Raw genomic sequence first — 23,525 nt, forward strand, 5'->3', positions numbered from 1 at the left:
TCAGTAAGCCGGAGCCCCATGCTGCGGCGTACCGAACTCTMCCCTCGATTCTAGTCCGGATCAAGGCGCCTTGTGAGCGTGCGCATTTCGTGTGCACAATACATCTTCTGCGCCGATTCAGGCTCTTTGTGGCTGCAAAGATTTTGGCACCGTAGGTTCGATGAAAACAGAAGCGGTGGAAACGAATAGTAATGACGATTTTCCCCGAGTTGCAACCGCATTTATAAGTATCGCTGTCGCCATAAAGATCGTCATTCTATTTGTCTCTGCGTATGAATGCCGCTTCGTCATGGACGAATTCGTCCAGCTCGGATGGGCAAAATATTTCTCCAACGGCCTCTTCGACACAATCTGGCATCCCAAGGCGGTCGGCTATGCGATCTTCTACGAGATTGCCCACCTGATCGGCTGGGATGCCACGTCGATCCTGCTTGTCGGCCGCATCCAGACCGCCCTGCTGGCATGCGCGACCGTGGCCATGGTCTATGCCTGCGCTCGCGCGCTCGGGGAGGACCGGAACCGGGCCTTGATCATCGTCCTCATCCTCCTGTGCTTCTCGAATTTCATGGAGCGCATCTTTCGAACCATCGCCGAACCGCTGGCGGTGTTCTTCGCCGTGGCGGCGCTGCTGGTCGTCCTGCGGGCACGTAAGTTGAGGGGACGGCAGCTTGTCTCTGCCGGCGTCCTGAGCGGCCTGTCGTTCCTCGCCACGCAGAAATCGATCTACTTCAATGTAGCTCTTGGCCTTGGTCTAGTCACCGACGCGGCTTTGATGAGGCGCTACGCGGCAGGCGTGGCCCGCGGCGCGTGGCTCGTGCTGGGATGGATTGTTCCGATGGTGGCCTATTGCTTCATCTTCGGCGGCGCTGACCCTATTCCGATTGCCAAGAACCTCGTATTCGGTCCGATCGAGATCGCGACGCGCGGGGCTGATGACTACGGGGGGCTGAGGCAATTCGTGCTTCAGACGCTCGCGCGCAACTATGTTCTTTATGTCTTCTGTTTCTCCGGCATGGCTCTGTCTCTGATGCAGATCATGAAGCTCGACGAACGAAGGCGAATTGCGTTGATCTTCTCCGTCGTCATCACGGTGCTGGTCTTCGCGCACAACCAGCCTTGGCCCTACGTGTTCATTATGGCGTTGCCGTTCATGTCACTATGGTCGTTGACACTACTCGACGGCATCGCACCCCGCGCGCGTTACCTGCGCCTTGCGTGGATGGCGCTGGTTACGGCGATGGCCATAAGCTTCGTTGCCAATCTACTCTACCTCCGCATCGACAATGCGGCCCAACTTGAACTGGTCGCGCGTGYGGAGTCACTGCTCGCGCCCGATGAGCGGTATTTCGACGGCGTAGGAATGCTGCCCAATCGGATGGAGCCGACAACCTTGTGGCTCGACAAACACTACGTGCTCAAGACCTTGCGGGAAAGCGGGCACTCGGAGGCGTACAGTGTCTTGAGCAAGTCTCGGCCGAAGCTGATCCTGTGGTCTTACCGGATGGACTATATCAATCCCGTGGTCGCGCCGCTGATTTTGAACAGCTACGTCAGAGTGGCACCAAACCTTTGGATCGCTGGTCACCGCCTTGCTCCCGGTGAGCGGAAGGTTTTCGATGTTCCTATTGCTGGAAGCTATGCGCTCTACGGCGYAGACGGGACGCCGTTGCAGGGCCAGGTCGAAGTCGATGGCAAAGTGCTTGATCCGCCATTTCAATTTTCGACCGGGCCGAAGACGGTGACATTGCGCAACAGCTCAGGAGAAGCGTTGCTGCTGCCAACGGGTTCATACGCTGGCCATTTCAAATCCGGCAACGACAATTCTCTGTTTGCCGGCGTCTACGACTGATCCGAGTGCTGCTCGATCGACGGGCCGGCGACAGCAGTTGCATCAACGTCAGCCCGCCCGTCGGATTGTAAGCGACTGGCTAGGCGACTGACGGAATGCCTTACAGCTAGGAGGCGGCGACCTCAGAAGGCAGCGGCGCTTTGCGCTGCAGGTTGAGCAAGTTGCCCATCAGGATGAGCATGGCGCCGCCGGCGGTGAAGATGTCGATCTGTTCGTGGTAGAGCAGCCAGCCGACCAGCGCCGACAGCGGCACGCGCAGGAAATCCATCGGCGAGATGATCGTGGCGTCGGCATAGGCGAGCGCTCGCGCCAGGCAGAAATGCGACGACATGCCGGTGAAGGCGATGACGACGATCCATGGCCAGAGCGCGAGCCCAGGATTGCGCCACTCGTAGAGCGCTGGGACGAGACCGACGGCAGACTGGATGATCAGCATCCAGAAAATGATGCGCACGACGCTCTCGGTGCGCGTCATCGACTTCACGAGAACCATCGAGATGCCGAAGCACATGGCGGCGCCCAGGACGACGAGGTGACCGGGATCCATCGAGCCGGCGCTGGGACGCACGATGATCACCACGCCGATCAGGCCGAGCACGATCGCCGCCAGCCTTGGCTTCGAAAGTCTTTCGCCAAGGAAACTGACGGCCAGGATGGCGGTCCAGATTGGCGTCGTGAATTCAATCGAGATCAGCACCGCGAGCGGGATCAGCGTCAGCGCAAAGAGCCACGCCGCCTGCCCGGCGTAGTGGATGACGTTGCGGGCGAGATGGGCGAGCGGGCGTTCCGTGCGCATCGCCGCGAAGCCGCCGCTCATCATCACCAGCGGCAGCAGGATCAGGAACCCGATCACCGAGCGCAGTTCCAGCACCTGGAAAACGTTGAGCGCGGCCGTCGTCTCGCGGCCGGCGACCGACATCGCCAGGAACGAAGCGATCGACAGCGCCATCCAGAACGCGGCTTTGGGGATCGAGGGTGAAGGTGCCATTGGCGCTATCTCGCAAGACCGGGCTTTCGCCGCAATCGGTAGCCAAGGCATTCGACTGGGCCAGCGGCGTCAAAAAATGGTCACGGCGAAGGTGGAACCTAACGTCGGTGCCGGCGTATGAGTTTTGACTCGCGCCTGATTCAAGCTTCTGACGGGGGGAACCCGATGAGATCAATGTTGCTGACAGCGCTCGCCGCCTGCCTGGTGACAGGTGCGGCGGCTCATGCCGACGATGCCGATTTCCTGCGCTCGTTCCAAGGCAGCTTCGCCGGCAATGGCACTTTCAAGGCGAGCGCGAACGCGCCGACGGTGAATATCTCCTGCACCTTCAAGTCCGGTGCGACTTCGACGTCGCTGTCGCTGGACGGCAAATGCCGGGGGCTCATCCTGATGACGCGCGAAATCAGCGCTGATCTGAAAACCACCGGCAGGGGCTACACCGGCGTCTATATCGGCTCGCGCACCGGGCCGGCGAAATTGAATGGCAGCCGATCGGGCAATGCGCTCAATCTCGGCATCCGTTGGGCAAAGGAGGTCAATGGCGATCGAACGGCGCAATTGACCGTCGAGAAAACCAGCGGCGATGGCATGCGACTGACGGTAACCGATACCGATCCGAAGACCGGCAAGACGATGGTGACAAGCCGGATCGATCTGCGGCGCAGCTGATCGAGCCTGCGAATATCGGCCGGTCTTATTCCTCGATCGGCTCGGGCGGATTGGCGGCCCGGCCCTTGCCGAAGGTATAGCCGGTCTCGACGGCCTTCCTGCCGAACTTGTCGCGCAGCGCGTCGATGGCGCTTTCGGCCAGCGCGCGCTTGCGCGACTGGACGTCGACCAGGTCCGGCGGATCGGCCTTGCCATCGTCGGAAAGATCGCTGACGCCGATGCCGAGCAGGCGGAACTTCGTGCCGTCCGCCTCGCGGCGCAAGAGGTCGAGCCCGGTCTGGAAGATGYGATCGGCCAGACGGGTCGGATCGCCAAGCTGGCGGTTGCGGGTGCGCAGCTTGAAATCCTGCGTCTTCAACTTCAGCACCACGGTGCGCCCGGCAATGCCGGATTTCTTCAGCCGCGCCGAGACCTTTTCGGACAGGCCGCGCAGCACCGGCACCAGTTCCACCAGGGAGGCGATATCGGTGTCGAACGTGGTCTCGGCAGACACGCTCTTGGCATCGCCGTCGGGGTCGACGCGGCGATYGTCCTCGCCGCGCGAAAGCCGGTAGAGCCGGTCGCCCATGACGCCGTAACGGCGCATCAACTCGCCGCGCTCCATGCGCTGCAGCTGGGCGATGGTGCGGATGCCGTCGCGTTCCAGCGTCGCGGCCAACGCCTTGCCGACACCCCAGATCAGCGTCACCGGCTGCCCGGCGAGGAAGCTTGGCGCCTCCGCTTCGCCGATTACCGAAAAGCCGCGCGGCTTGCGAAAGTCCGACGCGATCTTGGCCAGGAATTTGCAGTAAGAGAGGCCTGCCGAAACGGTGATGCCGAGCTCCTTCTCGACAGTCTGCGCGAAGCGCGCCAGCACCAGCGCCGGCGGCATGCCGTGCAGCCGCTCGGTGCCGGCGAGATCGAGAAACGCCTCGTCGATCGAAAGCGGCTCGACCAGCGGCGTCAGCGCCTGCATCAGCGCGCGCACCTCGCGGCCGACGCTGACGTATTTTTCCATGTTGGGCGCAATCACCACGGCCTCCGGGCAGGCTTCGAGCGCCTTGAACATCGGCATGGCCGAGCGCACGCCCTGGATGCGGGCGATGTAGCAGGCGGTGGAGACGACGCCGCGCCTACCGCCGCCAACGATCACCGGCTTGTCCTTCAGCGCCGGATTGTCGCGTTTCTCGATCGCCGCATAGAAGGCGTCGCAGTCGATATGGGCGATGTGCAGCCGGTAGAGCTCCGCATGACGGGCAAGGCGCGGGCTGCCGCAGCGCTCGCAGCGGCGTGTCTCGCTGCGCTGGAACGCCAGGCAGTCGCGACAAAAACCGTGTTCGGGATTGTTGACAGGAGCCGCCATCGCTGCGAACATAAAGAGAACAAACGCAATGGTACGACAGTGCAGGGCCTGCAACAAGCTTGGCCTGGGGAGAACACATGAGCACGACCGTAGTACCGGTGACCCCTGAGCGTTGGATCGATTTCGAGGACCTCTTCGGCAAGCAGGGTGCCTGTTACGGCTGCTGGTGCACGCATTTCCGGCTGACGCCGGCGGAGCGTCGCGCGAGCGACCGTGAGCGCAACAAGGACCACATCAAGGCGCGCATAGAAGCCGGTCCGCCGCCGGGGCTTCTGGCCTTCGAGGAGGGCAAGGCCGTCGGCTGGATGCAGATCGGGCCGCGCGCCGACGTGCCGGAGTGGAACAATCAGGGCAGAGGGTCCGCGCCGGTCGATCCGGCCGATGCCGGCGACCCTGGCGTGTGGGCGATCTCCTGCTTCTTCATCCGGGTCAAGGCGCGGGGCAGGGGCATCACACATCGCCTCGTCGATGGCGGCATTGCGTTTGCGCGCGAGAACGGCGCCAGGTTGCTGGAGGCCTGCCCGATCGATCTGTCGCGCGATTCGCGCTCGATCGGGCTGTTCGTCGGCTCTTCGCGTGTGTTCGAGAAGGCCGGTTTCGAGAGGCTTGTGGAGCGCAAGCCCGGCAGGCCGCTGATGCGGCTGGTGCTCTAGCGCTTTTTTGACGAGGTTCTTCGTCTTGCGGCTATAATGCTGTTTTACTAACACAAGCAATGATTTGTCCCTATTCAACGGAGAACCTACGTGAAGCGTGTATTGCCACTTGTTCTCGCCGTCGCGTTTAGCGCGCCCGCCTTCGCCCAGACCGTTGACAGCCAGGGCGCTAAAAAGCTTACAGATGATTTGGYGCACTATTTCGGCAAACAGGCGTTCGAGATCGGCCTGTTGAAGATCACTGCCGAGGGCGATGCCTACAAGCTCGCCTTCGACTTCAAGCCTCTCGTCGCCCTGCTGGCAGAAAAGCCGCCCCTCAAGTTCGACGTCACGCCGTACTCCATGCTAGCCAAGCCGCGCAGAGACGGGCAGTGGGACGTCTCGGCAGATACGTCGCTGAAAGGATCGCTTGATTTCACGGGTCCTGAGGGGCCGCAGCACATCGACTTCTCCGTGTCGAACAACAAGTTCACCGGTGTGTATGATCCGACCCTGGCGGCCTTCGTAAGCRCCACGGGGTCAATGGACGCCATGACGATGAATACCCGGAAGCCGAAGCAAGAGGCCAATGTCTCTGCCGGTGCCGGCACCGCCACTATTACTGCGACAAAATCGGCGAACGGCGRCATCGATTTTACTGTCGAAGAAAAGATCTTGAACTTTGCTGAAATTGTCAAAATCAACGATCCCGAGCGAGGGTTGAATTTCCCGGCCACCCTCAATGCGCCGGAATTTTCGGTGCATGCAAACGGCAAGGGTGTTCGGACAAAGGCGCTGATCGATTTGCTTGCTTTTGCCGTCGCTAATGAAGACGAAGCGAAACTAAAAGCAAATCAGGCGGAACTTAAGTCACATCTCCTCGCTGCATTGCCTGTCTGGGAAAGAATTGACGGAACGTACGCCTTCGAGGATTTCGCGATGGAGAGCCCAGTCGGTAAGTGGGGTGCGAGGCAGTTGGATTTGGCTAGCGGCATGGACGGCGTCTCTCAGAGCGGCAAGATCAACTATGGGATCAAGGCCTCCGGTCTGACCATCCCGCGGCAATTGCTGCCCGCCTGGACTGCTCCGCTGGTACCGACGGATATCGACCTCAACTTCGGCGGCGCCAATATCGATCTCGATACAGTGGTGAGGAAGACGATCGAAACCTTTGATCTCAATAAGAATCCGCCGCTGCCGGATGAATTCGGCAAGGCTTTGGTCGACGATTTCAAGGCCAAGAAGCCCAAGATCGTGTTCGGGCACTCGACGGTGAAGAATGGCGATATCGAAGTCGCCATGGAAGGCGAGGTGTTTTTCCCGGATAGCAAGAAACCCGATGGGAGCGTGACGGTCGATGTGGCCGGCTACGACAAGATCGTCGATGCCCTGAAGGAAGCTGCCAAGAGTGATGAGCAGATGGCGCAGGCCTTCCCGTTTGCGCTTGCCGTAAAGGGTTTTGGCAAGACACTGCCGGATGGCCGCTTGGAGTRGGTGATCGACACGAAAGCCGACGGCTCGGTCAAAGTGAACGGCGCCATGCTGAAAGGCCCGGATGYGACCCAGGACGACAGTGCGGGTCGGGATGACAATTCGAACGGCGACGACGGCGCGACCGGAACGGACAATTCCACCGGGGGCGACGATTCGGACGGCGGCGACAATGGCGGGGCGGGCGCGAAACTGCAGCCCTGAACGCTCAAGTCAAAGCTCCAGCGCGCTCGCAATCTTCGGTGCCGCCTCGCGCCAGTTGTCGACGGCGATGATGTCGTCCGGCGTCGGCGGCAGGAAGGCGCGCAGCGCGTTGTCGGCCATCAGATGGAAAAGGTGCGCGTCGGCGACCGAGCTGCGCGCCGACAACAGATTGGCGGGCTGGTCGTCGACGAAGGCGACCGGCCTGCCGTTGGCACCGCGCAGCTTGGCGATGGCCGGGCCCTTCGCCATTTCCGTGGTCAGCAGCGGGTAGGTCAGGCCGAGCGCGTCCAGATGCGCGCGGCGCACAGCGCGGTGCTTGTGCGGCATGGCGGTCAAGAGCACGATCTCTGCGTGCTGCCCAAGCGTTGCCAGCGCTTCCGCGGCGCCGTCGATGACGCCTTGCCAGTCGGCCTGCGCGTCGAAGAAGTCTCCCAGAAGCGCACTCACCTCCGCCTGCTCGATCAGCCGCCCGGATGCCGTTTCGGCGATATTGCCGGTCAGGCGGAAAGAGGCGAGCGTCAGCCCGAAGCCGCGCGACAGCAGGTAGCGCGGGAAGGGCCGGATGAACTCGAGAATGACGTCGTCCACATCGAGCACCAGCAGCGGCCGGTCGTCGGCGGCAAGCTCCTCGATCTGGCGCGCGGTTTCGGGATCGTCGCTCATATCGAACGCTCGTGGTCGTCATTGCCGAGCGGGAGCGCCCGCAGGGCCTTGCCGATGACGGCGGGCGGCGTGCCGGTCTCCTCGGCAAAGCGCAGGAGCGTCGGCTCGTGGGCGAGGATGAACTGCAGCACGCCGGCAAGGAAGCCTGGCTCCCGCGCCGCCTTGCGGATCGACTGCGCCTCGATGCCCGTGATCGCCAGGAAGCGGGGCAGCAGTTCCGGATCGCCGGCGACGAAGCCCAGTGCCCTGATGGCAAGGGTCTCCGCCTCCTCGCGCATTGACGCTGCGTTCGACATCATTACCTTTTGCTGGTGTGGATTTTTGAGTCCTCTTTTCGAAGTAATGGCAAGCGTCGCTTGCGGCAAGTCTCAGCCGCTTCAGCCCTGCAGCCGCAAGTGGAATCGGCGCGCTTTTCCAACGGCCGGTTTGCGTTTCGTCAATTATATTGACGTAGGCTACAAGCGGGTTGGGTGCGATCCGGCAAGGGACGCATAACGGCGGTCTTCGGCTCCGGAGACGGTCGGGACGGGAAACTGATGACTAAGAAGGTCATGATCGTCGAGGACAATGAGCTCAACATGAAGCTCTTTCGGGACCTCATCGAAGCCAGCGGTTACGAGACGGTTCGCACGCGCAACGGCCTGGAAGCGCTGGATCTCGCGCGCCGGCACCGGCCGGACCTGATCCTGATGGACATCCAGCTGCCCGAGGTTTCGGGCCTGGAAGTGACCAAATGGCTCAAGGAAGACGACGAATTGCATTCGATCCCGGTCATCGCCGTCACCGCCTTCGCGATGAAGGGCGACGAGGAGCRCATCCGCCAGGGCGGCTGCGAGGCCTATATTTCCAAGCCGATCTCGGTGCCGCGCTTCATCGAGACGATCAAATCCTATCTGGGCGATGCCTGATGCCGAGCCGGAGCCTTTGAGATGACCGCGCGGATCCTCGTCGTCGATGACATCCCCGCCAATGTGCGGCTGCTGGAGGTCCGGCTGCTCGCCGAGTATTTCGAAGTGCTGACGGCCGGCAACGGCCCGGACGCGATCGAGACCTGCGAAAACGGCAAGGTCGATGTCGTGCTGCTCGACGTGATGATGCCGGACATGGACGGGTTCGAAGTCTGCAGGAGGCTCAAGAGCGACCCGGCGACCTCGCATATTCCGGTCGTCATGATCACCGCGCTCGACCAGGTGTCGGACCGAGTGCGCGGCCTCGAGGCCGGTGCCGACGATTTCCTCACCAAGCCGGTCAACGATCTGCAGCTGATGACGCGCGTGAAGAGCCTGGTCAGGCTGAAGTCGCTGACCGACGAATTGCGCCTGCGGGCCTCGACCACGCGTAATATCGGCATCGAGGAGCTTTTGAGCCGCAACTTCGCGACGGAGGACGCCAGGCCTAAGGTGCTTTTGATCGACGAGCGCAAGTCGTCGATCGAGCGCATCCGCAAGATGCTGCGCGGTAGCGCCGAGCTCGATGTCGCGACAGATCCCAATGCCGGCTTCTTTCAGGCGGCCGAAACAGCTTATGAGTGCGTGCTGATCTCGACAGCCTTCGCCGACTTCGATGCRCTCAGGCTCTGCTCGCAACTGCGCTCGCTCGACCGAACCCGCTTCCTGCCGATCATGCTGCTGGCCGATGCGGGCGAGGAGGGCCGCGTCATCCGCGGCCTCGAACTCGGCATCAACGACTATCTGACGCGGCCGATCGACCAGCACGAACTGACGGCGCGCTTGCGCACGCAGGTGCGGCGCAAGCGCTACAACGATCAGTTGCGCGCCAGCGTCACGCAGACCATCGAGATGGCCGTGACCGACGGACTGACCGGGCTGCACAACCGTCGCTACCTCGACAGCCATCTGCAGACGCTGTTCGATCGTGCCGTGGCGCGGCGGCGGCCGCTGTCGGTGATGATCACCGATCTCGACCGCTTCAAGTCGATCAACGATGCGCACGGCCATGACGGGGGCGACGAGGTGCTGCGCGAGTTCGCGAGGCGTCTGCGCAAGAATGTGCGGGGCATTGATCTCGCCTGCCGATTCGGCGGCGAGGAATTCGTCGTGGTCATGCCGGACACCGATGGGCCCGTTGCCGAAAAGGTCGCTGAGCGCATCCGCGCCGAGATCGCGCAGGAGCCCTTCAAAGTCGGCACCGACGGCAGGACTATTGAGGTGACGGTCAGCGTCGGCGTGTCGTCAGTGCTGAAGGGAACGGACACCGTCGCGGCGCTGATGAAGCGCGCCGACCTTGCGCTCTACGAGGCCAAGAGCGGCGGGCGCAACCGGGTTGTCGCCAAGGCCGCCTAAAGCACATCGCGCTGAATTCGGGCATAGGCTACGCGCGTTACCGCCGCACAGTTTCGAGCGACTGGCATTGGTAGAGGCCACCAATATGCGGCCGTCCGACAGGGTTACGAATTTACCTTAACCCAAGCGATTCGCGAGCCGTGGTTAAGAAATGGTTGATTTTCATACGTTCTTGCGCAAATCTGCTTCGCATAGACCAAGGGCGAAGCCGGCACGAGGGTAGACTGCCCGGCTCGATCCGAAAAATACCCCATGATGCTCAGGTCCGCCGCATCTCCTGGGTCCGTGGGGTCGGCCGGCCGGCGCTGGCACAAAGTGGCCTCCTCGTACCGCTRCCAACCGCCGACCGGCCCCCATTTTCTCAAGAGACATGTTCGACGTTGGCGCAGCGATGGGCATTTCGACTCATCTCCCAGGCCTGCGACCGGTCTACCCATCGCGTGAAAGAACCAGCCAAAAACAAAAACGCCGCCCATGCGGGCGGCGTTTCGGCATCTCGGGATAACCAGATTACTTGATCTTGGTTTCCTTGAACTCGACGTGCTTCTTGGCGATCKGATCGTACTTGCGGAACGACAGCTTGTCCGTCTTGGTGCGGCTGTTCTTGCTGGTCACATAGAAGAAACCGGTGTCGGCGGTCGACAGAAGCTTGATCTTGATGTTTGCGGCTTTGGCCATGATGTTCGTCCGTTAATGTTCGTGGAGTTTTGGCCGCTGGAGCACGGGGAAAACACCCGGACGCGGGAAACTTGGCGCGACACATAAAGAACGCGCCCGGAAAGTCAAGCCCGTGAGGCTCCGGGCGGTGTCCCGGTTTGAGCGCCGACCAGGCGTTATCCAAGGATGGACGGCTGGTCGATCACCCAAAGCCATGTGCCGTCATCTTGCCGGCGCGCTATTTCCACGGTGACCGAGCCATCGGGGAGGCGCGTGGAGGTCAACGCCAGACCCCCGTTGACGATTGCCGGACGCTGATCGCCAAGCTCAAACCGTTGCCCCGCGGCGATCAGCCTGGCGTAAAACTCGCCGATGGTATCCCTGCCGCGGGCCAACTGTCCGCCGCCGATAACGAGGACGGCGTCGGGTTCGTAAAGGGCAGCCATTCCTTCCGCGTCTCCCGCCTTCTCGCGGGAAACCAATAGCCTCGCCAGATCCTGGGGATCACGTGCCGGCTTGCGGTTTGCCCCATCATTCATGGGCAAATTCCTGCACAGTTTTCGGGATCATGCTTCGGCGGGCTCCCGCATCACTCCGCCGCCGTTGATTCCGGCCACGGTGCCTTGTTCCAGTCGCCCGTCGTGTTCCACCAGCGGTTCGGATTGGCGCGGTCGTCGAGGCCCTTGGAGCGGCTGGTGAGCAAGGGTTGGATGCGGATCACCGGCTCCTGGTAGGAGTGAGCCTGGAATATCGCCTCGACGACGCGGGCGGCGAGCGCCTGGTCGTCGGGCAGTTCGAACGACACCTCGACCGTGCCCGGCCGCCGGCGCAACTCGATCTCGGCGCCCGCGGCAGCCCCTTCGAGCGGCCGGTAGCGTTCGATGCCTTGCGCCGACTGGTAGGCATTGCCGTCATACTTGCCCATGCGCAGCGGCGTGATCGCCACGACCGCGTCCATGATGCGCTCGACATCGGTCGCCGGCGCCTGGAAGGTGACAAGCAGAAGCAGTTCCATCCTGAGGGATCTGGTTTCAAAACCGCTGTCGATCATGGTCTCACCTCGCTCTTCCTGCATTGGAGCGAGGGTATAGCAGGGGTGYTGCTGACACGGTGATGTCAGTATACCTGCTGACATTTCGCGCTGAGGCGCATTGGGATTCAGATCAGGCCGGGAACACCTGAATATCGGCACGCCTTACAGGATTTTTCGCACCAGCCTGACGCAGACCAGAAGCATGTAGGCAGCAAAGAACAAAGCGAGCGACCAGCCGAAGCCGGAGGGGCCGAACGCGTCCATGCCGATGCCGATCGCCTGCGGGCCGATCACCATGCCGACACCGTAGCAAAGCACGAAGGCGGCGTTGGCGGAGGCGAGCTCATGGCCGGAAAGCTGGGAGCCGAGATGGGCAAGGCCGATCGTGTACATGGCGGCGACCACCCCGCCCCAGACGAAGAGGAGTGCTGCCATCAAGTGCCAGTCCTGGGCGAAGAGCGGCATGAAGGCGGTGCCGGCGAGCCCGACCGTGGCGCAGGCCAGAAGCAGGTGGCGGCGGTCGGATACGCGATCGCTGACCATGCCTATCGGGATCTGCAGGAGCACGTTGCCGAGGCCGATCATGGTGAGCAGCAGCGCGGCGTCGGCCTCCGAATAGCCGATGCGGCTGCCATAGACCGGGAACAGCGAGAAGCCGCCTGTCTCCACGGCGCCGAACACCAGCACGGCGAAGGTCGCGGTCGGCACCATCCAGACATAGCGCAGGAAGTGGCTGGTCTCGCCGTCGGCGACGATCGCCGGGCTCTCTTTGTGCGCGGCAAGCACCGGAATCGCGGCGAGCGTCACCAGCCCTATGGTGACGCCGAACGGCAGGAAGCCGCTAGAGCCCAGATGGGCGAACAGCCAAGGGCCGGCGGCGAAGCCCAGCGACAACACCGTGGCATAGATGCCGAGCACCAGGCCGCGGCGATGCGGCGGCGCCGAGGTGCTGATCCAGAATTCCGAGAGGATGAAAAGAACCGTCAGCGAGATGTGCAGCACCACGCGGAGCGGGAACCACATCCAGAAGTCAGGCGCGAAATGGAAGCCGACGAAGGCGAGCGCGCCGGCGGCAATCATCAACAGCATGGTCCAGGCGACRCCGAGCCGCATGGCAAGCGGCGTGGCAAGYGGCGCTCCGGCGATCGAGGCGAGGCCGGCGACCGCCGTGTTGAGGCCGATCATCGAGGCCGAGTGTCCGCGCGTTTCGAGGATGACGCTGAGCAGCGGCATGCCGAGGCCGATRGCGATGCCGACGACGCTGATCGAGGAAATCGCCGCGATCATCGGCAGCCAGTGTACGCGTTCGTCRCCCTTTTGCTGGGTATCGACCGTCATGGGATATGGATGCTCTGTTTCTAAAGGACTTCGCGGACGAAGCGGTTTCGGACGAGCCGGAAGAACGGCACCGCGCCGCCCGGACGCAGCAAGGGATCGTGGGCGAGCCGCTTTTCCAGTTCTTCCAGGATCATGCGGGTAATGTCGGGAATGTCGGCCTTGCGGGCATCCGCAAGCGGCAGCCAGACGAGCTCTTCCAGCTCGTTCGTCGGCCCGCCCTCGGGCAATTCCACGGCGACGTCCTCGCGCCAGGCGCTGAAGAAGCGTGTGTCGAAGCGGCGCACGCGGTTGGGCGGAGTGATGGCGCGGGCAATAAAGCGCAGGACATCCAGCGACGGTACCACGCCATGCTCGACAAAGCCCTGCCAGTCGCGCTTGGCGGTCGCGAACGGGCCCTTGCGGCCGATCAGCAGGCCTGCCTCCTCGTAGGTCTCGCGGATCGCCGACAGGGCGATAGCGCGTGCCCGGGCAGCGCTCGCGCGGCCGGGGCCGCTGGCAAGCCTTGCCTCTTCCTCGCGATGCAGCGGGGCGGCCACCGGAATGCGGCTGTCGGCGGGATCGGTGCGGCCGCCGGGGAAGACGAACTTTCCGGGCATGAAGGCGTGGCCGGCATGGCGCCGGCCCATCAGCACGACAACGTCCCGGCCGCTCCGGTCCAGCAGGATCAAGGTCGCGGCATCGCGTGGACGAAGCGGCCGGCCGCTGCGCACGGCCAAGCCTTTATCGAGTTTATCGACATCCGCCTTGGTCATTCCTTCCATGCGCTCGACCTAGCGGAAACTTCTCGATTGCGAAAGTGGCTTGCCTGTTCGGGTCTTTGCACCAGTCCTGAGGGACCGCTGCTCACATCTTGGGCTGCGGTTCGAACTCGTCCTTCTCGCCGCCGAAGCCGTGCATATAGAGCGCCCATTGCAGGCCGATGACGGCGCCCTTGACCGGCTGCAGCAGCGCGACGGCCAGAATAAGGGTCAGCGGCACCCAGATCAGGGCGTGCTGCCAGGTCGAAAGCGCGGTAGTGGCCTCCACCGTCATGAAGGCGCCGACCACGATGTGGCCGACGATGACGATCACCAGATAGGCGGGAAGGTCGTCGGCGCGATGGTGATGAAGCTCCTCGCCGCAGACGCTGCATGCCTCGACGGGCTTGGTGAAGGCGCGGAAGAGCTTGCCTTCGCCGCAATGCGGGCAGCGGCCGAGCATGCCGCGCTTGATCGCTGTCCAGAGCGGACGCGCGATACGGCCCGAATGATGCTCGCCGCCGAAAACCTGTTCTTCCATGCCTAACTCTTTTGGCATCATCTTCTCCTGCCGCGTGGCCCGGGGCGCGATTGCGACGCGCGGGCGCGGCCCTTTGCCTTGTGGAACGACCGTCGCGAGCCGGGCAGCGGCTTCGGGTCGCTCAGCATCTCGAAACGCATCGCGCCGGCCATCGGCGCGACCTCAAGCAGCCGCACCTCGACGCGATCGGCAAGCTGATAGCCTTTGCCGGTGCGTTCTCCGAACAGCGAGCGAGCGGTTTCGTCGTAGATATAGTAGTCGCCGCCCAAGCTTGACACCGGGATGAAACCATCCGCGCCGTACTGCGGCAATTGGACAAAGAGTCCCGCCTTGGTGACGCCGGAGATGYGCGCGTCGAACGTATCGTTGACGCGCTCGGCGAGGTAAGCGGCGATCAGCCGGTCGACCGTGTCGCGCTCGGCAGCCATGGCGCGGCGTTCGGTGGCCGAGATGAGTGCTGCGACCTCTTCCAGCCGATCGGCTTCGGGCTGCGTCAGGCCGCCCAGGCCGAGGCCGAGCGAGGAAATCAGTCCGCGGTGCACGATCAGATCGGAATAGCGGCGGATCGGCGAGGTGAAATGCGCGTAGCGTTTCAGGTTGAGGCCGAAATGGCCGATGTTCTTCGGCGAATACTCGGCCTGGCTCTGCGAGCGCAGCACCACTTCGTTGACCAGCGCTTCGTTGTCGGCGCCGCGTACCCGCTCCAGGATGCCGTTGAACTGCCCCGGCCGCATCTGCGCACCGCGCGCCAGCGACAGGCCGAGCGTGTGCAGGAATTCGCGCAGCGATTCCTGCTTGGCAAGCGAAGGCGCGTCATGGATGCGGTAGACGAGGGGCTCTTTCTTGCCTTCCAGCGTCTCGGCAGCCGCGACATTGGCCTGGATCATGAACTCTTCGATCAGCTTGTGGGCGTCGAGGCGCTCCGGCACGACCACGCGGTCGACTGTGCCGTCAGGCTTGAGCAGGATCTTGCGTTCCGGCAGTTCAAGCTCCAGCGGCTGGCGATGGTCGCGGCCGCGCTTCAGCACAGCATAGGCGTCCCATAGCGGCCTCAGAACGCTGTCGAGGATCGGCCGGGTCTTGTCGTCCGGTGCGCCGTCGATCGCCGCCTGCGCCTGCGTATAAGCGAGCTTGGCCGCCGATTTCATCATGACGCGGTGGAAGGAGTGCCTGAGYTTGCGGCCTTCCGCCGAAAAGGTCATGCGCACGGCAATTGCCGGGCGATCCTCGCCTTCGCGCAGCGAGCAGAGATCGTTGGAGATGCGCTCGGGCAGCATCGGCACGACGCGGTCCGGGAAATAGACCGAATTGCCGCGCTTCAGCGCCTCGCGGTCGAGCGGCGTGCCGTAGCGGACGTAGGCGGCCACATCGGCGATCGCCACGGTGGCGATGAAGCCGCCGGGATTCTTCTCGTCGGTATCGGGAGTGGCGAACACCGCGTCGTCATGATCCTTGGCGTCGGCCGGATCGATGGTGACCAGCGGCAGGTCGCGCCAGTCCTCGCGGCCGGCCAGCGTCACCGGCTTCATCGCATCGGCATCCGCGATCACGTCGGCCGGAAAGATATGCGGGATGTCGTGGGCGTGGATGGCGATCATCGAGACCGCTTTCTCGCTGGTCAAAGAGCCCAGCACCGCCAGCACCTTGGCGCGCGGCAAGCCGTAGCGCGAGGCGCGCGCCGGCTCGACCTCGACCAGATCGCCATTCTTGGCGCCGTTCTGGAATTCCTTGTCGACCACCAGTTCGGGCTGGCGCCGCTCCACCGGCTCGATGCGGAGGCTGCCGTCCTTCAGCACGCGGAAGACGCCGAGCACGGCTTCGCTGCGCTTTTCGAAGATCTTCATCACCCGCCCGGTGTAGGCGGGGCCGGATGGATCGTCGGTCGGGAAGGTCTTGGCGAGCACGCGGTCGCCGATGCCGGGYACCGGGCCGGTGGCGCCGCGCGAAATGCGGATGGCGATGACGGGCGGGGAGCCGGGACCGGTGTACTCGCTGGGATTGGCCAGAAGCACACCATCGTCATCGCGGCTGACGATGTCGAGCACGGCGACATGGGGCAGGGCGCCCGCGCGGGTGAGGCGCTTGCGGTTCCTGGTCAGCAGGCCTTCATCCTGCAGGTCGCGCAAAAGGTCTTTCAGCCAAATGCGGTCCTGACCGCGCAGCGCGAAGGCCTTGGCGATCTCGCGCTTGCCCGAGCGGTCCGGGTTCTCGGCGATGTAGCGCAGGATTTCGTCGCGCGAGGGCCGGTAGTCGTCCTTGACCACCTTGGCCCTCGTGTCGGCGCTGCGCGGATCGCCGTGGCTTCTTCCGGAGATCCTGCGCGCCACGTCGTGCTATCCTTTCTTCGCCGCTCTGCGGAACGGCTTCTTGCCGCCTCCGCCCTTGGCTTCCTTCTCGGCAATCAAAGCGAGCGCCTCTTCCATAGTCACCGACTGCGGATCCTTGCCCTTGGGCAGCGTCGCATTGACCTTTCCGTAGTTGACATAGGGCCCGTAGCGGCCGTCGCGCACGACGATCTTGCCGCCGCCATCGGGATGGTCGCCCAGTTCCTTCAACGCGGCAGGCGTGGTGCCGTTGCGGCCCCCCTTGCCCTTCTGCTGCTTCTCGGCAATCACCGAGACGGCGCGGTTCAAGCCGATCGAGAACACGTCCTCGATGCTTTCAAGATTGGCATAGGTGCCGTCATGCAGCACGAAGGGCCCGTAGCGGCCGAGGCCGGCGGAGATCATCTTGCCGGTTTCGGGATGCTTGCCGACGTCGCGCGGCAGCGATAGCAGCGCGATCGCCTTCTCATGATCGATCGAGTCGGCTGTCCAGCCCTTGGGCAGGCCGGAGCGCTTGGCCTCCTTGCCTTCGCCGCGCTGGATATAGGGGCCGAATCGGCCGCTGCGCAGCGTGATCTCCTCGGCCGTGTAGGGATCCTTGCCGAGCAGCTTGACGCCGTCCTCACCGTTGCCGTTCTCGCCATTGGGATTGGCGGCGTCGCCGAGCTGGCGCGTATAGGAGCACTCTGGATAGTTCGAGCAGCCGACGAAGGCCCCGAACTTGCCGAGCTTCAACGACAGATTGCCGGTGCCGCATTTCGGGCAGATGCGCGGGTTCGAGCCGTCTTCCCGCGCCGGGAATACCAGCGGCGCCAGCTCGTCATTGAGCGCCTCGAGCACGTCCGCGACGCGCAGTTCCTTGATGTCGTCGACGGCGCCCGAAAAATCCTTCCAGAAGTCGCGCAGCACGTCCTTCCATGCGAGCTTGCCGTCGGAGATCTCGTCGAGCTTTTCCTCGAGCGAAGCTGTGAAGTCATATTCGACATAGCGCTCGAAGAAGCTTTCGAGGAAAGCCGAGAGCAGCCGGCCCTTGGCCTGCGGCACCAGCTTGCGCCGGTCGATGGCGACGTAGTCGCGATCCTCCAGCGTCTTCAAGATCGCCGTGTAGGTCGACGGCCGGCCGATGCCGAGTTCCTCCAGCTTCTTGATCAGCGAGGCCTCCGAATAGCGCGGCGGGGGCTCGGTCGTGTGCTGGGTGGCGTTGATCGCCTGGCGGGCAAGCTGCTCGCCGGAGCGGATCTCGGGCAGGCGGCGGCTTTCCTCGTCCTCCGCATCCTCGTCCTTCTGGTCGGTATAGGCGGCGATGAAGCCGTCGAAGCGGACGACCGAGCCGACCGCGCGAAGCTCGGCGGTGCGGGCGCCGTTGATCGCCTCGATCTCGACCGTGGTGCGCTCGATCTCGGCCGGCTGCATCTGGCTGGCGATGGCGCGCTTCCAGATCAGCTCATAGAGCTTGGCCTGGTCGGCATCGAGATACTGCCGGACTGAGGCGGGCGTGCGCTTGAAATCGGTCGGGCGGATCGCCTCATGCGCCTCCTGGGCGTTCTTCGCCTTTACGGAGTAGTAGCGCGGGTTTTCGGGCAGGTATTTCGCGCCGAACTCGTTCACAATGGCATCGCGCGCCGCGGCGATCGCCTCCGGCGCCATCTGCACGCCGTCGGTTCGCATATAGGTGATGAGGCCGGCGGTCTCGCCGCCGACATCCAAGCCCTCATAGAGCTTCTGCGCGACCTGCATGGTGCGGTTGGCCGAGAAGCCGAGCCGCGAGGAGGCGGCCTGCTGAAGCGTCGAGGTGGTGAAGGGCGGGGCGGGGTTGCGCCTGGTAGGCTTGGCCTCGACCGACAGCGCCTTGAAAGCCGCGCCTTCGAGCATCGCCTTGATGTCGTCGGCCTGCCCCTTGTTGGCGATGTCGAGCTTCTGCAGCTTCTTGCCCGCATAGGCGGTGAGCCGCGCCTCGAAGCTGTCGCTGCGCGGCGTGTTGAGGATCGCGGCGATCTGCCAGTATTCCTCGCGGATGAAACGCTCGATCTCCGATTCGCGGTCGCTGACGAGGCGCAGCGCCACCGACTGCACACGGCCGGCGGAGCGGGCGCCGGGCAGCTTGCGCCAGAGCACCGGCGAGAGCGTGAAGCCGACGAGATAATCGAGCGCGCGGCGGGCGAGATAGGCGTCGACCAGCGGCGCATCGATCTGGCGCGGATTGGCCATGGCCTCCATCACCGAGGCCTTGGTGATGGCATTGAAAACGACGCGGCTGACCGGCTTGTCCTTCAGCGCGCGCTTCTGCCTCAGCACTTCCAGCACGTGCCAGKAAATCGCCTCGCCCTCGCGATCCGGGTCGGTGGCGAGGATCAGCCCGTCGGCGTCCTTGACCGCCTTGGCGATGTCGGCAAGGCGCTTGCCGGAAGCGGTGTCCACCGACCAGGACATTGCGAAGTCCTCGTCCGGGCGCACCGAGCCGTCCTTGGCCGGCAGATCGCGGACATGGCCGAACGAGGCCAGGACCTTATAGTTCTTGCCCAGATATTTGTTGATTGTCTTCGCCTTGGCCGGCGATTCGACGACGACGACGTCCATGAGGTCTCATATCAGCTGTAAGGCGGCGGAAGAAACTCCGCGACGCGCGACGAAATCCCACTCTTTTCGTCGCTCACATGGCCGTGCTTTTGCAATCGGTCAAGGGGAAGCGCCCAAATTGCAAGCCCGCCGCCGGCGATACACTCCTAGAGTGTATGGCGAAGATCACATTTTTGGGGATGGGAGAAGACCATTTCTCGCAGGCCGCGAGGTGGCTGGCTGCCGGCAGGATATCCGGCGGCCAGCCGTTTGCCATGAGAAACTCAATCGGCCGCGACGACGTGCCAGGCGCCGGCGACGCCTTCCCCGGTCATGTCGCCTGCCTTCTTGTCCTTCACGAAGGTGTAGACCGGCTTGCCTTCATAGGCCCACATACTGGTGCCGTCGGTGCGCTCGATGACCGTCCATTCATCGTCTGCCTTGGCGCCGGCCTCGGCCTTCAGCGGCGGCCAATTGGCGGCACATTTGTCGTAGCAGTTGGATTTGCCCTTCTCGTCCTTGTCATAGGTGTAGAGCGTCATGCCCATGGCATCGGTATAGATCTTCTTGCCCCCGACTTCGGCCTCCTTCCACGCCTCGGCGGCGTGAGAGGCGGCCGTGCCGAGCAAAAGCGCCGCGAATCCAAGTGCAATCGATTTCATGATAAATCTCCCTGAGAACAGCACGCGGCAATTGCGCGCCGTCCAATCAACGCGTCGGAGAGGCGGTTTCTTCCTTGGTGAAGCGGCGACGTGCCACAGAATGGTGATTGGCGAAGAAGCCCCCGCGTCGCTATATCGGCGCCAGCACAATCAAGGCTTCATGAAATGGCATTGGACATCGGCTATGTCAGCGCGGTCGGGGCAGGGGCGATCTCGTTCCTGTCGCCTTGCGTGCTGCCGCTGGTGCCGCCCTATCTCTGCTACATGGCCGGCGTTTCGGTCGACGACTTCCGCGGCAATCATGGCGTGACGGCGCGCGAAGGCGCGCGCGGCGCGCTGCTCTATGCCTCTTTGGCCTTCGTGCTCGRCTTTTCCACCGTCTTCGTCGCGCTTGGCGCCGGCGCCTCGACCATCGGCCGCCTGCTGCGGGTCTGGCAGGAACCGCTGGCGATGGTGGCGGGGGCGCTGATCATCATCATGGGCCTGAACTTCCTCGGCATCCTGCGCATTCCGCTACTGTCGCGCGAAGCCCGCTTCCAGTCGCAGGGCAAGCCGGCCAGCATGGTTGCGGCCTATGTCATGGGGCTGGCCTTCGCCTTCGGCTGGACGCCCTGCATCGGCCCGGTGCTGGGGCCGATCCTGACGCTCGCCGGCGGCCGGGAGACGGTGGGCGAGGGCGCGCTGCTGCTCGCCGCCTACTCGCTCGGGCTCGGCATTCCCTTCCTGATCGCAGCGCTGTTTTCAGGCGCCTTCATGCGATTCCTCGGTAAATTCCGCGTCCACCTCGGCCGCGTCGAGAAAGCGATCGGCGCACTGCTTGTCGTCGCCGGCGTGTTCTTCCTCACCGGCGGCGTGCAGAGCGCCTCCTATTGGCTGCTGGAGAATTTCCCGGCGTTGGGCCGGTTGGGATAGGGTAGCGCGGCACTGGCGTCGAGCTTTTGGCTGGTCGAGCTATCGATTAAAGTCAGTTGCTTAACGGTCTCACCGGAATTTAACCGCATTGGTAGACCATGCCGCCAATGCTACATGGTGCAGATTCCTAATCTTTTTATACCGTTGCCCCTTTCATGAGCCAGAGATCCTGCCTGTCCGTCATCCTCGCCGCCGGCGAAGGCACGCGCATGAAAAGCGCGATGCCCAAGGTGCTGCACGCCATTGCCGGCCTGCCGATGGTGGCTCACGTTGTAAAGGCGGCCGAGGCTGCAGGGGCGTCGGGCCTGGCGCTGGTGATCGGCCACGGCGCGGAAGAGATGCGCAAGGCGGCGCAGAAATTCGCGCCTCAGGCTGAAACCTTCGTGCAGGAGAAGCGGCTCGGCACCGCGCATGCCGTTCTTGCCGCGCGCGCAGCGATATCAAATGGTTACGACGACATTCTCGTCATGTTCGGCGACACGCCGCTGATCGATGCGGGAGCGCTGGCCGCAGCGCGGCAGAAGCTGGCGGAAGGGGCTGCGGTTGCGGTCATCGGTTTCCGCCCGCCCAATCCGACCGGCTATGGCCGGCTGATCGAAGAAGGTGGCCGGCTCGTCGCCATCCGCGAGGAGAAGGACTGCTCCGAGGAGGAGAAGACAATCGGCTTCTGCAATGCCGGGATGATGGCAGTGGCGGGCAAGCACGCGCTTCAATTGCTCGACAAGGTCGGCAACAATAACGCCAAGGGCGAGTTCTATCTGACCGACATCGTCGAGATCGCCGGCGCAGAGGGCCTAGACGTAGTGGCAACGGAAGCGAGCTTCGAGAATGCGCTTGGCATCAACAACCGGGCCGAACTCGCCGAGGCGGAAGCCATCTGGCAGGCGCGCCGGCGGCGCGAGGCGATGCTTGCGGGCGTGACGCTGATTGCGCCTGAGACCGTCTATTTCTCGCACGACACCGAGATAGGCGCCGATACGATTGTCGAGCCGAATGTCTGGTTCGGTCCGGGTGTCAAGATCGCCTCCGGCGCCAGGATCCACGCCTTCAGCCATATCGAAGGCGCTACGATCGCCTCCAACTGCGATGTCGGGCCGTTCGCGCGGCTGCGGCCGGGCGCCGATCTGAGGCAAAAGGCCAAGGTCGGCAATTTCTGCGAGGTCAAGCAGGCGACGATCGAGGAAGGCGCCAAGGTCAACCACCTTACCTATATCGGCGATGCGCGGGTCGGGGCCGGGGCGAATATCGGCGCCGGCACCATCACCTGCAACTATGACGGCTTTTCGAAATTCTTCACCGACATCGGCGAGGGCGCCTTCGTCGGCTCGAACTCCGCGCTGGTGGCGCCGGTCACCATCGGCAAGGGCGGCTACATCGCTTCGGGCAGCGTGATCACCGAGAGCGTGCCCGATGACGCGCTCGCATTCGGCCGCGCTCGCCAGAAAACCCTGCCCGGCAAGGGCAAGGAATTGCGGGAGCGCTTCGCTTCGGCTGCCGCGGCAAAGAAGAAGGCTGCGGAATAGTCTGGGCCAGGCCTAGAGCGCGTCGCGATCTTTCAGATTCGCTCCATGCGCTTCAGGTTTTGATCTTACGCATGTCTTTGTCCCGAAACCGGTGCCCGCGTTCGGGAGACATGCGTTAGGCAAGCCACAGATAGACGATCCGCCCGAGCGCGCCGAACAACAGCACGAAGCAGGTGATAGACTGGATGAAGAATCCCGGATACCGCTTGAGCGGCGCGGATAGATATCCGACGAAATAGACGATGCGGCCGATCAGCCACAAAAGGCCGAGCCCGGCGGCCCAGGCCGGGCTCCAGTAGATGGCGAACAGCCACATGGCCGGCAGGAAAATCGGCAGCCACTCGATCGTGTTCAGATGCGCGCGAACGGCCCGCTCGAGCAGAGGGTCGCCTGTCATGATCGGCGCAAGGATGCCGGTCTTGGAATGTGTTCGGGCGACCGTGAGCGCCATGCCGAATATGGTCAGACCGCACAAAAGCGTGACGATCGCCACCGGGTAATATTGCTCCATTGCAGATCCTCTTCGCCAATTTGYCGAATTAGTCACGACCTGTCGCCGGAATGCAATCCGTCACGGCTCAGAGATGGAGTAAGGCGGGTGACGAGAAATAGATTGCGGCCATGAGGATGAACKATCCGAAACCAAGGCCTCGAAAAGACGAGCAATTCGCGTAATGGGATTGCAAGGGCGATCTGGCATTGTGCATATGCGCGAGACCGTTCCGGCTGACACGGAACGAAACGCAAAGTGACTTTCGCGGCAGTCCGGCAATCCCTAGATAGCGCTGGGTTTCTGCAGGGAATCGGGGGCAGCGCATGTGCGGTATCGTTGGAATTGTCGGCCATTCGCAGGTCGCGCCGCTCATCGTCGATGCCCTGAAGCGGCTCGAATATCGCGGCTATGATTCGGCCGGCGTCGCCACCATCGCGAATGGCGCGCTCGGCCGCCGCCGCGCCGAAGGCAAGCTGATCAACCTCGAACGCCGGCTGAAGGAAGACCCGCTGGAGGGCACGATCGGCATCGGCCACACGCGCTGGGCAACGCACGGCGTGCCGAACGAGACCAATGCCCATCCGCATTTTTCCGACGGCGTCGCCATC

The 23,525-nt window shown here is 63.3% G+C and carries 22 protein-coding genes and 1 pseudogene; 9 read left to right on the top strand and 14 right to left on the bottom strand.

Features of this window, described 5'->3' with window-relative positions; all coding sequences use genetic code 11:
* Positions 1-289 precede the first annotated feature (289 nt).
* Positions 290-1,849 (top strand): DUF7055 domain-containing protein, encoded by a 1,560-nt coding sequence (locus tag ORS3428_RS09540; protein WP_071096770.1) that lies wholly within the window; start codon positions 290-292, stop codon positions 1,847-1,849.
* Positions 1,850-1,955: 106 nt separating this feature from the next.
* Here the strand turns inward: ORS3428_RS09540 and ORS3428_RS09545 are convergent, their stop codons facing one another.
* Positions 1,956-2,837: a DMT family transporter gene (locus ORS3428_RS09545; RefSeq protein ID WP_071096772.1), complete on the bottom strand. Its 882-nt coding sequence runs from the start codon at positions 2,835-2,837 to the stop codon at positions 1,956-1,958.
* Between the two features lie 165 nt (positions 2,838-3,002).
* Here ORS3428_RS09545 and ORS3428_RS09550 point away from each other — a divergent pair, with 165 nt between their 5' ends.
* The gene (locus ORS3428_RS09550) at positions 3,003-3,506 is read left to right on the top strand and encodes a hypothetical protein (protein ID WP_071096773.1); all 504 of its coding nucleotides are present in this window, start codon (positions 3,003-3,005) and stop codon (positions 3,504-3,506) included.
* A gap of 25 nt (positions 3,507-3,531) precedes the next feature.
* Here the strand turns inward: ORS3428_RS09550 and ORS3428_RS09555 are convergent, their stop codons facing one another.
* Positions 3,532-4,860: a DNA polymerase IV gene (locus tag ORS3428_RS09555; protein WP_071096774.1), complete on the bottom strand. Its 1,329-nt coding sequence runs from the start codon at positions 4,858-4,860 to the stop codon at positions 3,532-3,534.
* Positions 4,861-4,925: 65 nt separating this feature from the next.
* Here ORS3428_RS09555 and ORS3428_RS09560 point away from each other — a divergent pair, with 65 nt between their 5' ends.
* Both ORS3428_RS09560 and ORS3428_RS09565 read left to right on the top strand, forming a co-directional pair.
* On the top strand, positions 4,926-5,501 hold the full coding sequence (locus ORS3428_RS09560; protein WP_071096776.1) for a GNAT family N-acetyltransferase: 576 nt from the start codon (positions 4,926-4,928) through the stop codon (positions 5,499-5,501).
* A gap of 90 nt (positions 5,502-5,591) precedes the next feature.
* Positions 5,592-7,175, top strand: a complete 1,584-nt coding sequence (locus ORS3428_RS09565; RefSeq protein WP_071096777.1) for a DUF2125 domain-containing protein — start codon at positions 5,592-5,594, stop codon at positions 7,173-7,175.
* A gap of 9 nt (positions 7,176-7,184) precedes the next feature.
* Here ORS3428_RS09565 and ORS3428_RS09570 read toward each other — a convergent pair whose 3' ends face one another.
* Together ORS3428_RS09570 and ORS3428_RS09575 are read right to left on the bottom strand one after the other, a co-directional pair.
* The gene (locus ORS3428_RS09570; protein WP_071096778.1) at positions 7,185-7,838 is read right to left on the bottom strand and encodes a hypothetical protein; all 654 of its coding nucleotides are present in this window, start codon (positions 7,836-7,838) and stop codon (positions 7,185-7,187) included.
* The gene (locus tag ORS3428_RS09575) at positions 7,835-8,134 is read right to left on the bottom strand and encodes a DUF3572 domain-containing protein (RefSeq protein WP_071096817.1); all 300 of its coding nucleotides are present in this window, start codon (positions 8,132-8,134) and stop codon (positions 7,835-7,837) included. Before ORS3428_RS09575 ends, ORS3428_RS09570 begins: the two co-directional genes overlap by 4 nt.
* Before the next feature lie 240 nt (positions 8,135-8,374).
* Between ORS3428_RS09575 and ORS3428_RS09580 the strand changes: the two genes are divergently transcribed.
* Both ORS3428_RS09580 and ORS3428_RS09585 read left to right on the top strand, forming a co-directional pair.
* Positions 8,375-8,746, top strand: coding sequence for a response regulator (locus ORS3428_RS09580; protein WP_071096779.1), 372 nt, complete (start codon positions 8,375-8,377; stop codon positions 8,744-8,746).
* Between the two features lie 21 nt (positions 8,747-8,767).
* Entirely contained in the window at positions 8,768-10,141 is a 1,374-nt protein-coding gene (locus ORS3428_RS09585) for a PleD family two-component system response regulator (RefSeq protein ID WP_071096781.1), read from the top strand.
* A 510-nt stretch (positions 10,142-10,651) separates the two neighbouring features.
* Here ORS3428_RS09585 and rpmG read toward each other — a convergent pair.
* The 9 genes from rpmG to ORS3428_RS09630 all read right to left on the bottom strand — a co-directional run bounded on the left by rpmG (position 10,652) and on the right by ORS3428_RS09630 (position 19,989).
* Entirely contained in the window at positions 10,652-10,819 is a 168-nt protein-coding gene (gene rpmG / locus ORS3428_RS09590; protein WP_071096782.1) for a 50S ribosomal protein L33, read from the bottom strand.
* A 155-nt stretch (positions 10,820-10,974) separates the two neighbouring features.
* Positions 10,975-11,337 (bottom strand): YybH family protein, encoded by a 363-nt coding sequence (locus ORS3428_RS09595; protein WP_071096783.1) that lies wholly within the window; start codon positions 11,335-11,337, stop codon positions 10,975-10,977.
* Between the two features lie 50 nt (positions 11,338-11,387).
* Positions 11,388-11,849, bottom strand: coding sequence for a hypothetical protein (locus tag ORS3428_RS09600; protein WP_071096785.1), 462 nt, complete (start codon positions 11,847-11,849; stop codon positions 11,388-11,390).
* Positions 11,850-11,993: 144 nt separating this feature from the next.
* On the bottom strand, positions 11,994-13,169 hold the full coding sequence (locus tag ORS3428_RS09605) for an MFS transporter (protein ID WP_071096786.1): 1,176 nt from the start codon (positions 13,167-13,169) through the stop codon (positions 11,994-11,996).
* A 20-nt stretch (positions 13,170-13,189) separates the two neighbouring features.
* Positions 13,190-13,930 carry an NUDIX hydrolase gene (locus ORS3428_RS09610; protein ID WP_071096787.1) on the bottom strand — a complete coding sequence of 247 codons (741 nt, stop codon included), beginning with the start codon at positions 13,928-13,930 and terminating at the stop codon, positions 13,190-13,192.
* Positions 13,931-14,012: 82 nt separating this feature from the next.
* On the bottom strand, positions 14,013-14,465 hold the full coding sequence (locus ORS3428_RS09615; protein WP_071096819.1) for a DUF983 domain-containing protein: 453 nt from the start codon (positions 14,463-14,465) through the stop codon (positions 14,013-14,015).
* Positions 14,465-16,774: a ribonuclease R gene (gene rnr / locus ORS3428_RS09620; RefSeq protein WP_071096789.1), complete on the bottom strand. Its 2,310-nt coding sequence runs from the start codon at positions 16,772-16,774 to the stop codon at positions 14,465-14,467. Before rnr ends, ORS3428_RS09615 begins: the two co-directional genes overlap by 1 nt.
* Before the next feature lie 6 nt (positions 16,775-16,780).
* Positions 16,781-19,348 carry a type I DNA topoisomerase gene (gene topA, locus ORS3428_RS09625; protein WP_071096790.1) on the bottom strand — a complete coding sequence of 856 codons (2,568 nt, stop codon included), beginning with the start codon at positions 19,346-19,348 and terminating at the stop codon, positions 16,781-16,783.
* A gap of 263 nt (positions 19,349-19,611) precedes the next feature.
* A complete protein-coding gene (locus ORS3428_RS09630) occupies positions 19,612-19,989 on the bottom strand; it encodes a COG4315 family predicted lipoprotein (protein ID WP_071096791.1) in 378 nt (125 codons plus the stop codon).
* 165 nt (positions 19,990-20,154) lie between these two features.
* Between ORS3428_RS09630 and ORS3428_RS09635 the strand changes: the two genes are divergently transcribed.
* Positions 20,155-20,901, top strand: coding sequence for a cytochrome c biogenesis CcdA family protein (locus ORS3428_RS09635; RefSeq protein ID WP_071096793.1), 747 nt, complete (start codon positions 20,155-20,157; stop codon positions 20,899-20,901).
* 155 nt (positions 20,902-21,056) lie between these two features.
* Positions 21,057-22,424, top strand: coding sequence for a bifunctional UDP-N-acetylglucosamine diphosphorylase/glucosamine-1-phosphate N-acetyltransferase GlmU (gene glmU, locus ORS3428_RS09640; RefSeq protein ID WP_071096794.1), 1,368 nt, complete (start codon positions 21,057-21,059; stop codon positions 22,422-22,424).
* A 115-nt stretch (positions 22,425-22,539) separates the two neighbouring features.
* Here glmU and ORS3428_RS09645 read toward each other — a convergent pair whose 3' ends face one another.
* Positions 22,540-22,935, bottom strand: a complete 396-nt coding sequence (locus tag ORS3428_RS09645; protein ID WP_071096796.1) for an MAPEG family protein — start codon at positions 22,933-22,935, stop codon at positions 22,540-22,542.
* Positions 22,936-23,240: 305 nt separating this feature from the next.
* On the opposite strand from ORS3428_RS09645, the pseudogene ORS3428_RS09650 reads away from it, so the two are divergent.
* Positions 23,241-23,525 (top strand): annotated as a pseudogene (locus ORS3428_RS09650) (glutamine--fructose-6-phosphate transaminase (isomerizing)); the annotation flags it as partial.

It is taken from the genome of Mesorhizobium sp. ORS 3428 (assembly GCF_001854785.1).
Taxonomy (GTDB): Bacteria; Pseudomonadota; Alphaproteobacteria; order Rhizobiales; family Rhizobiaceae; genus Mesorhizobium.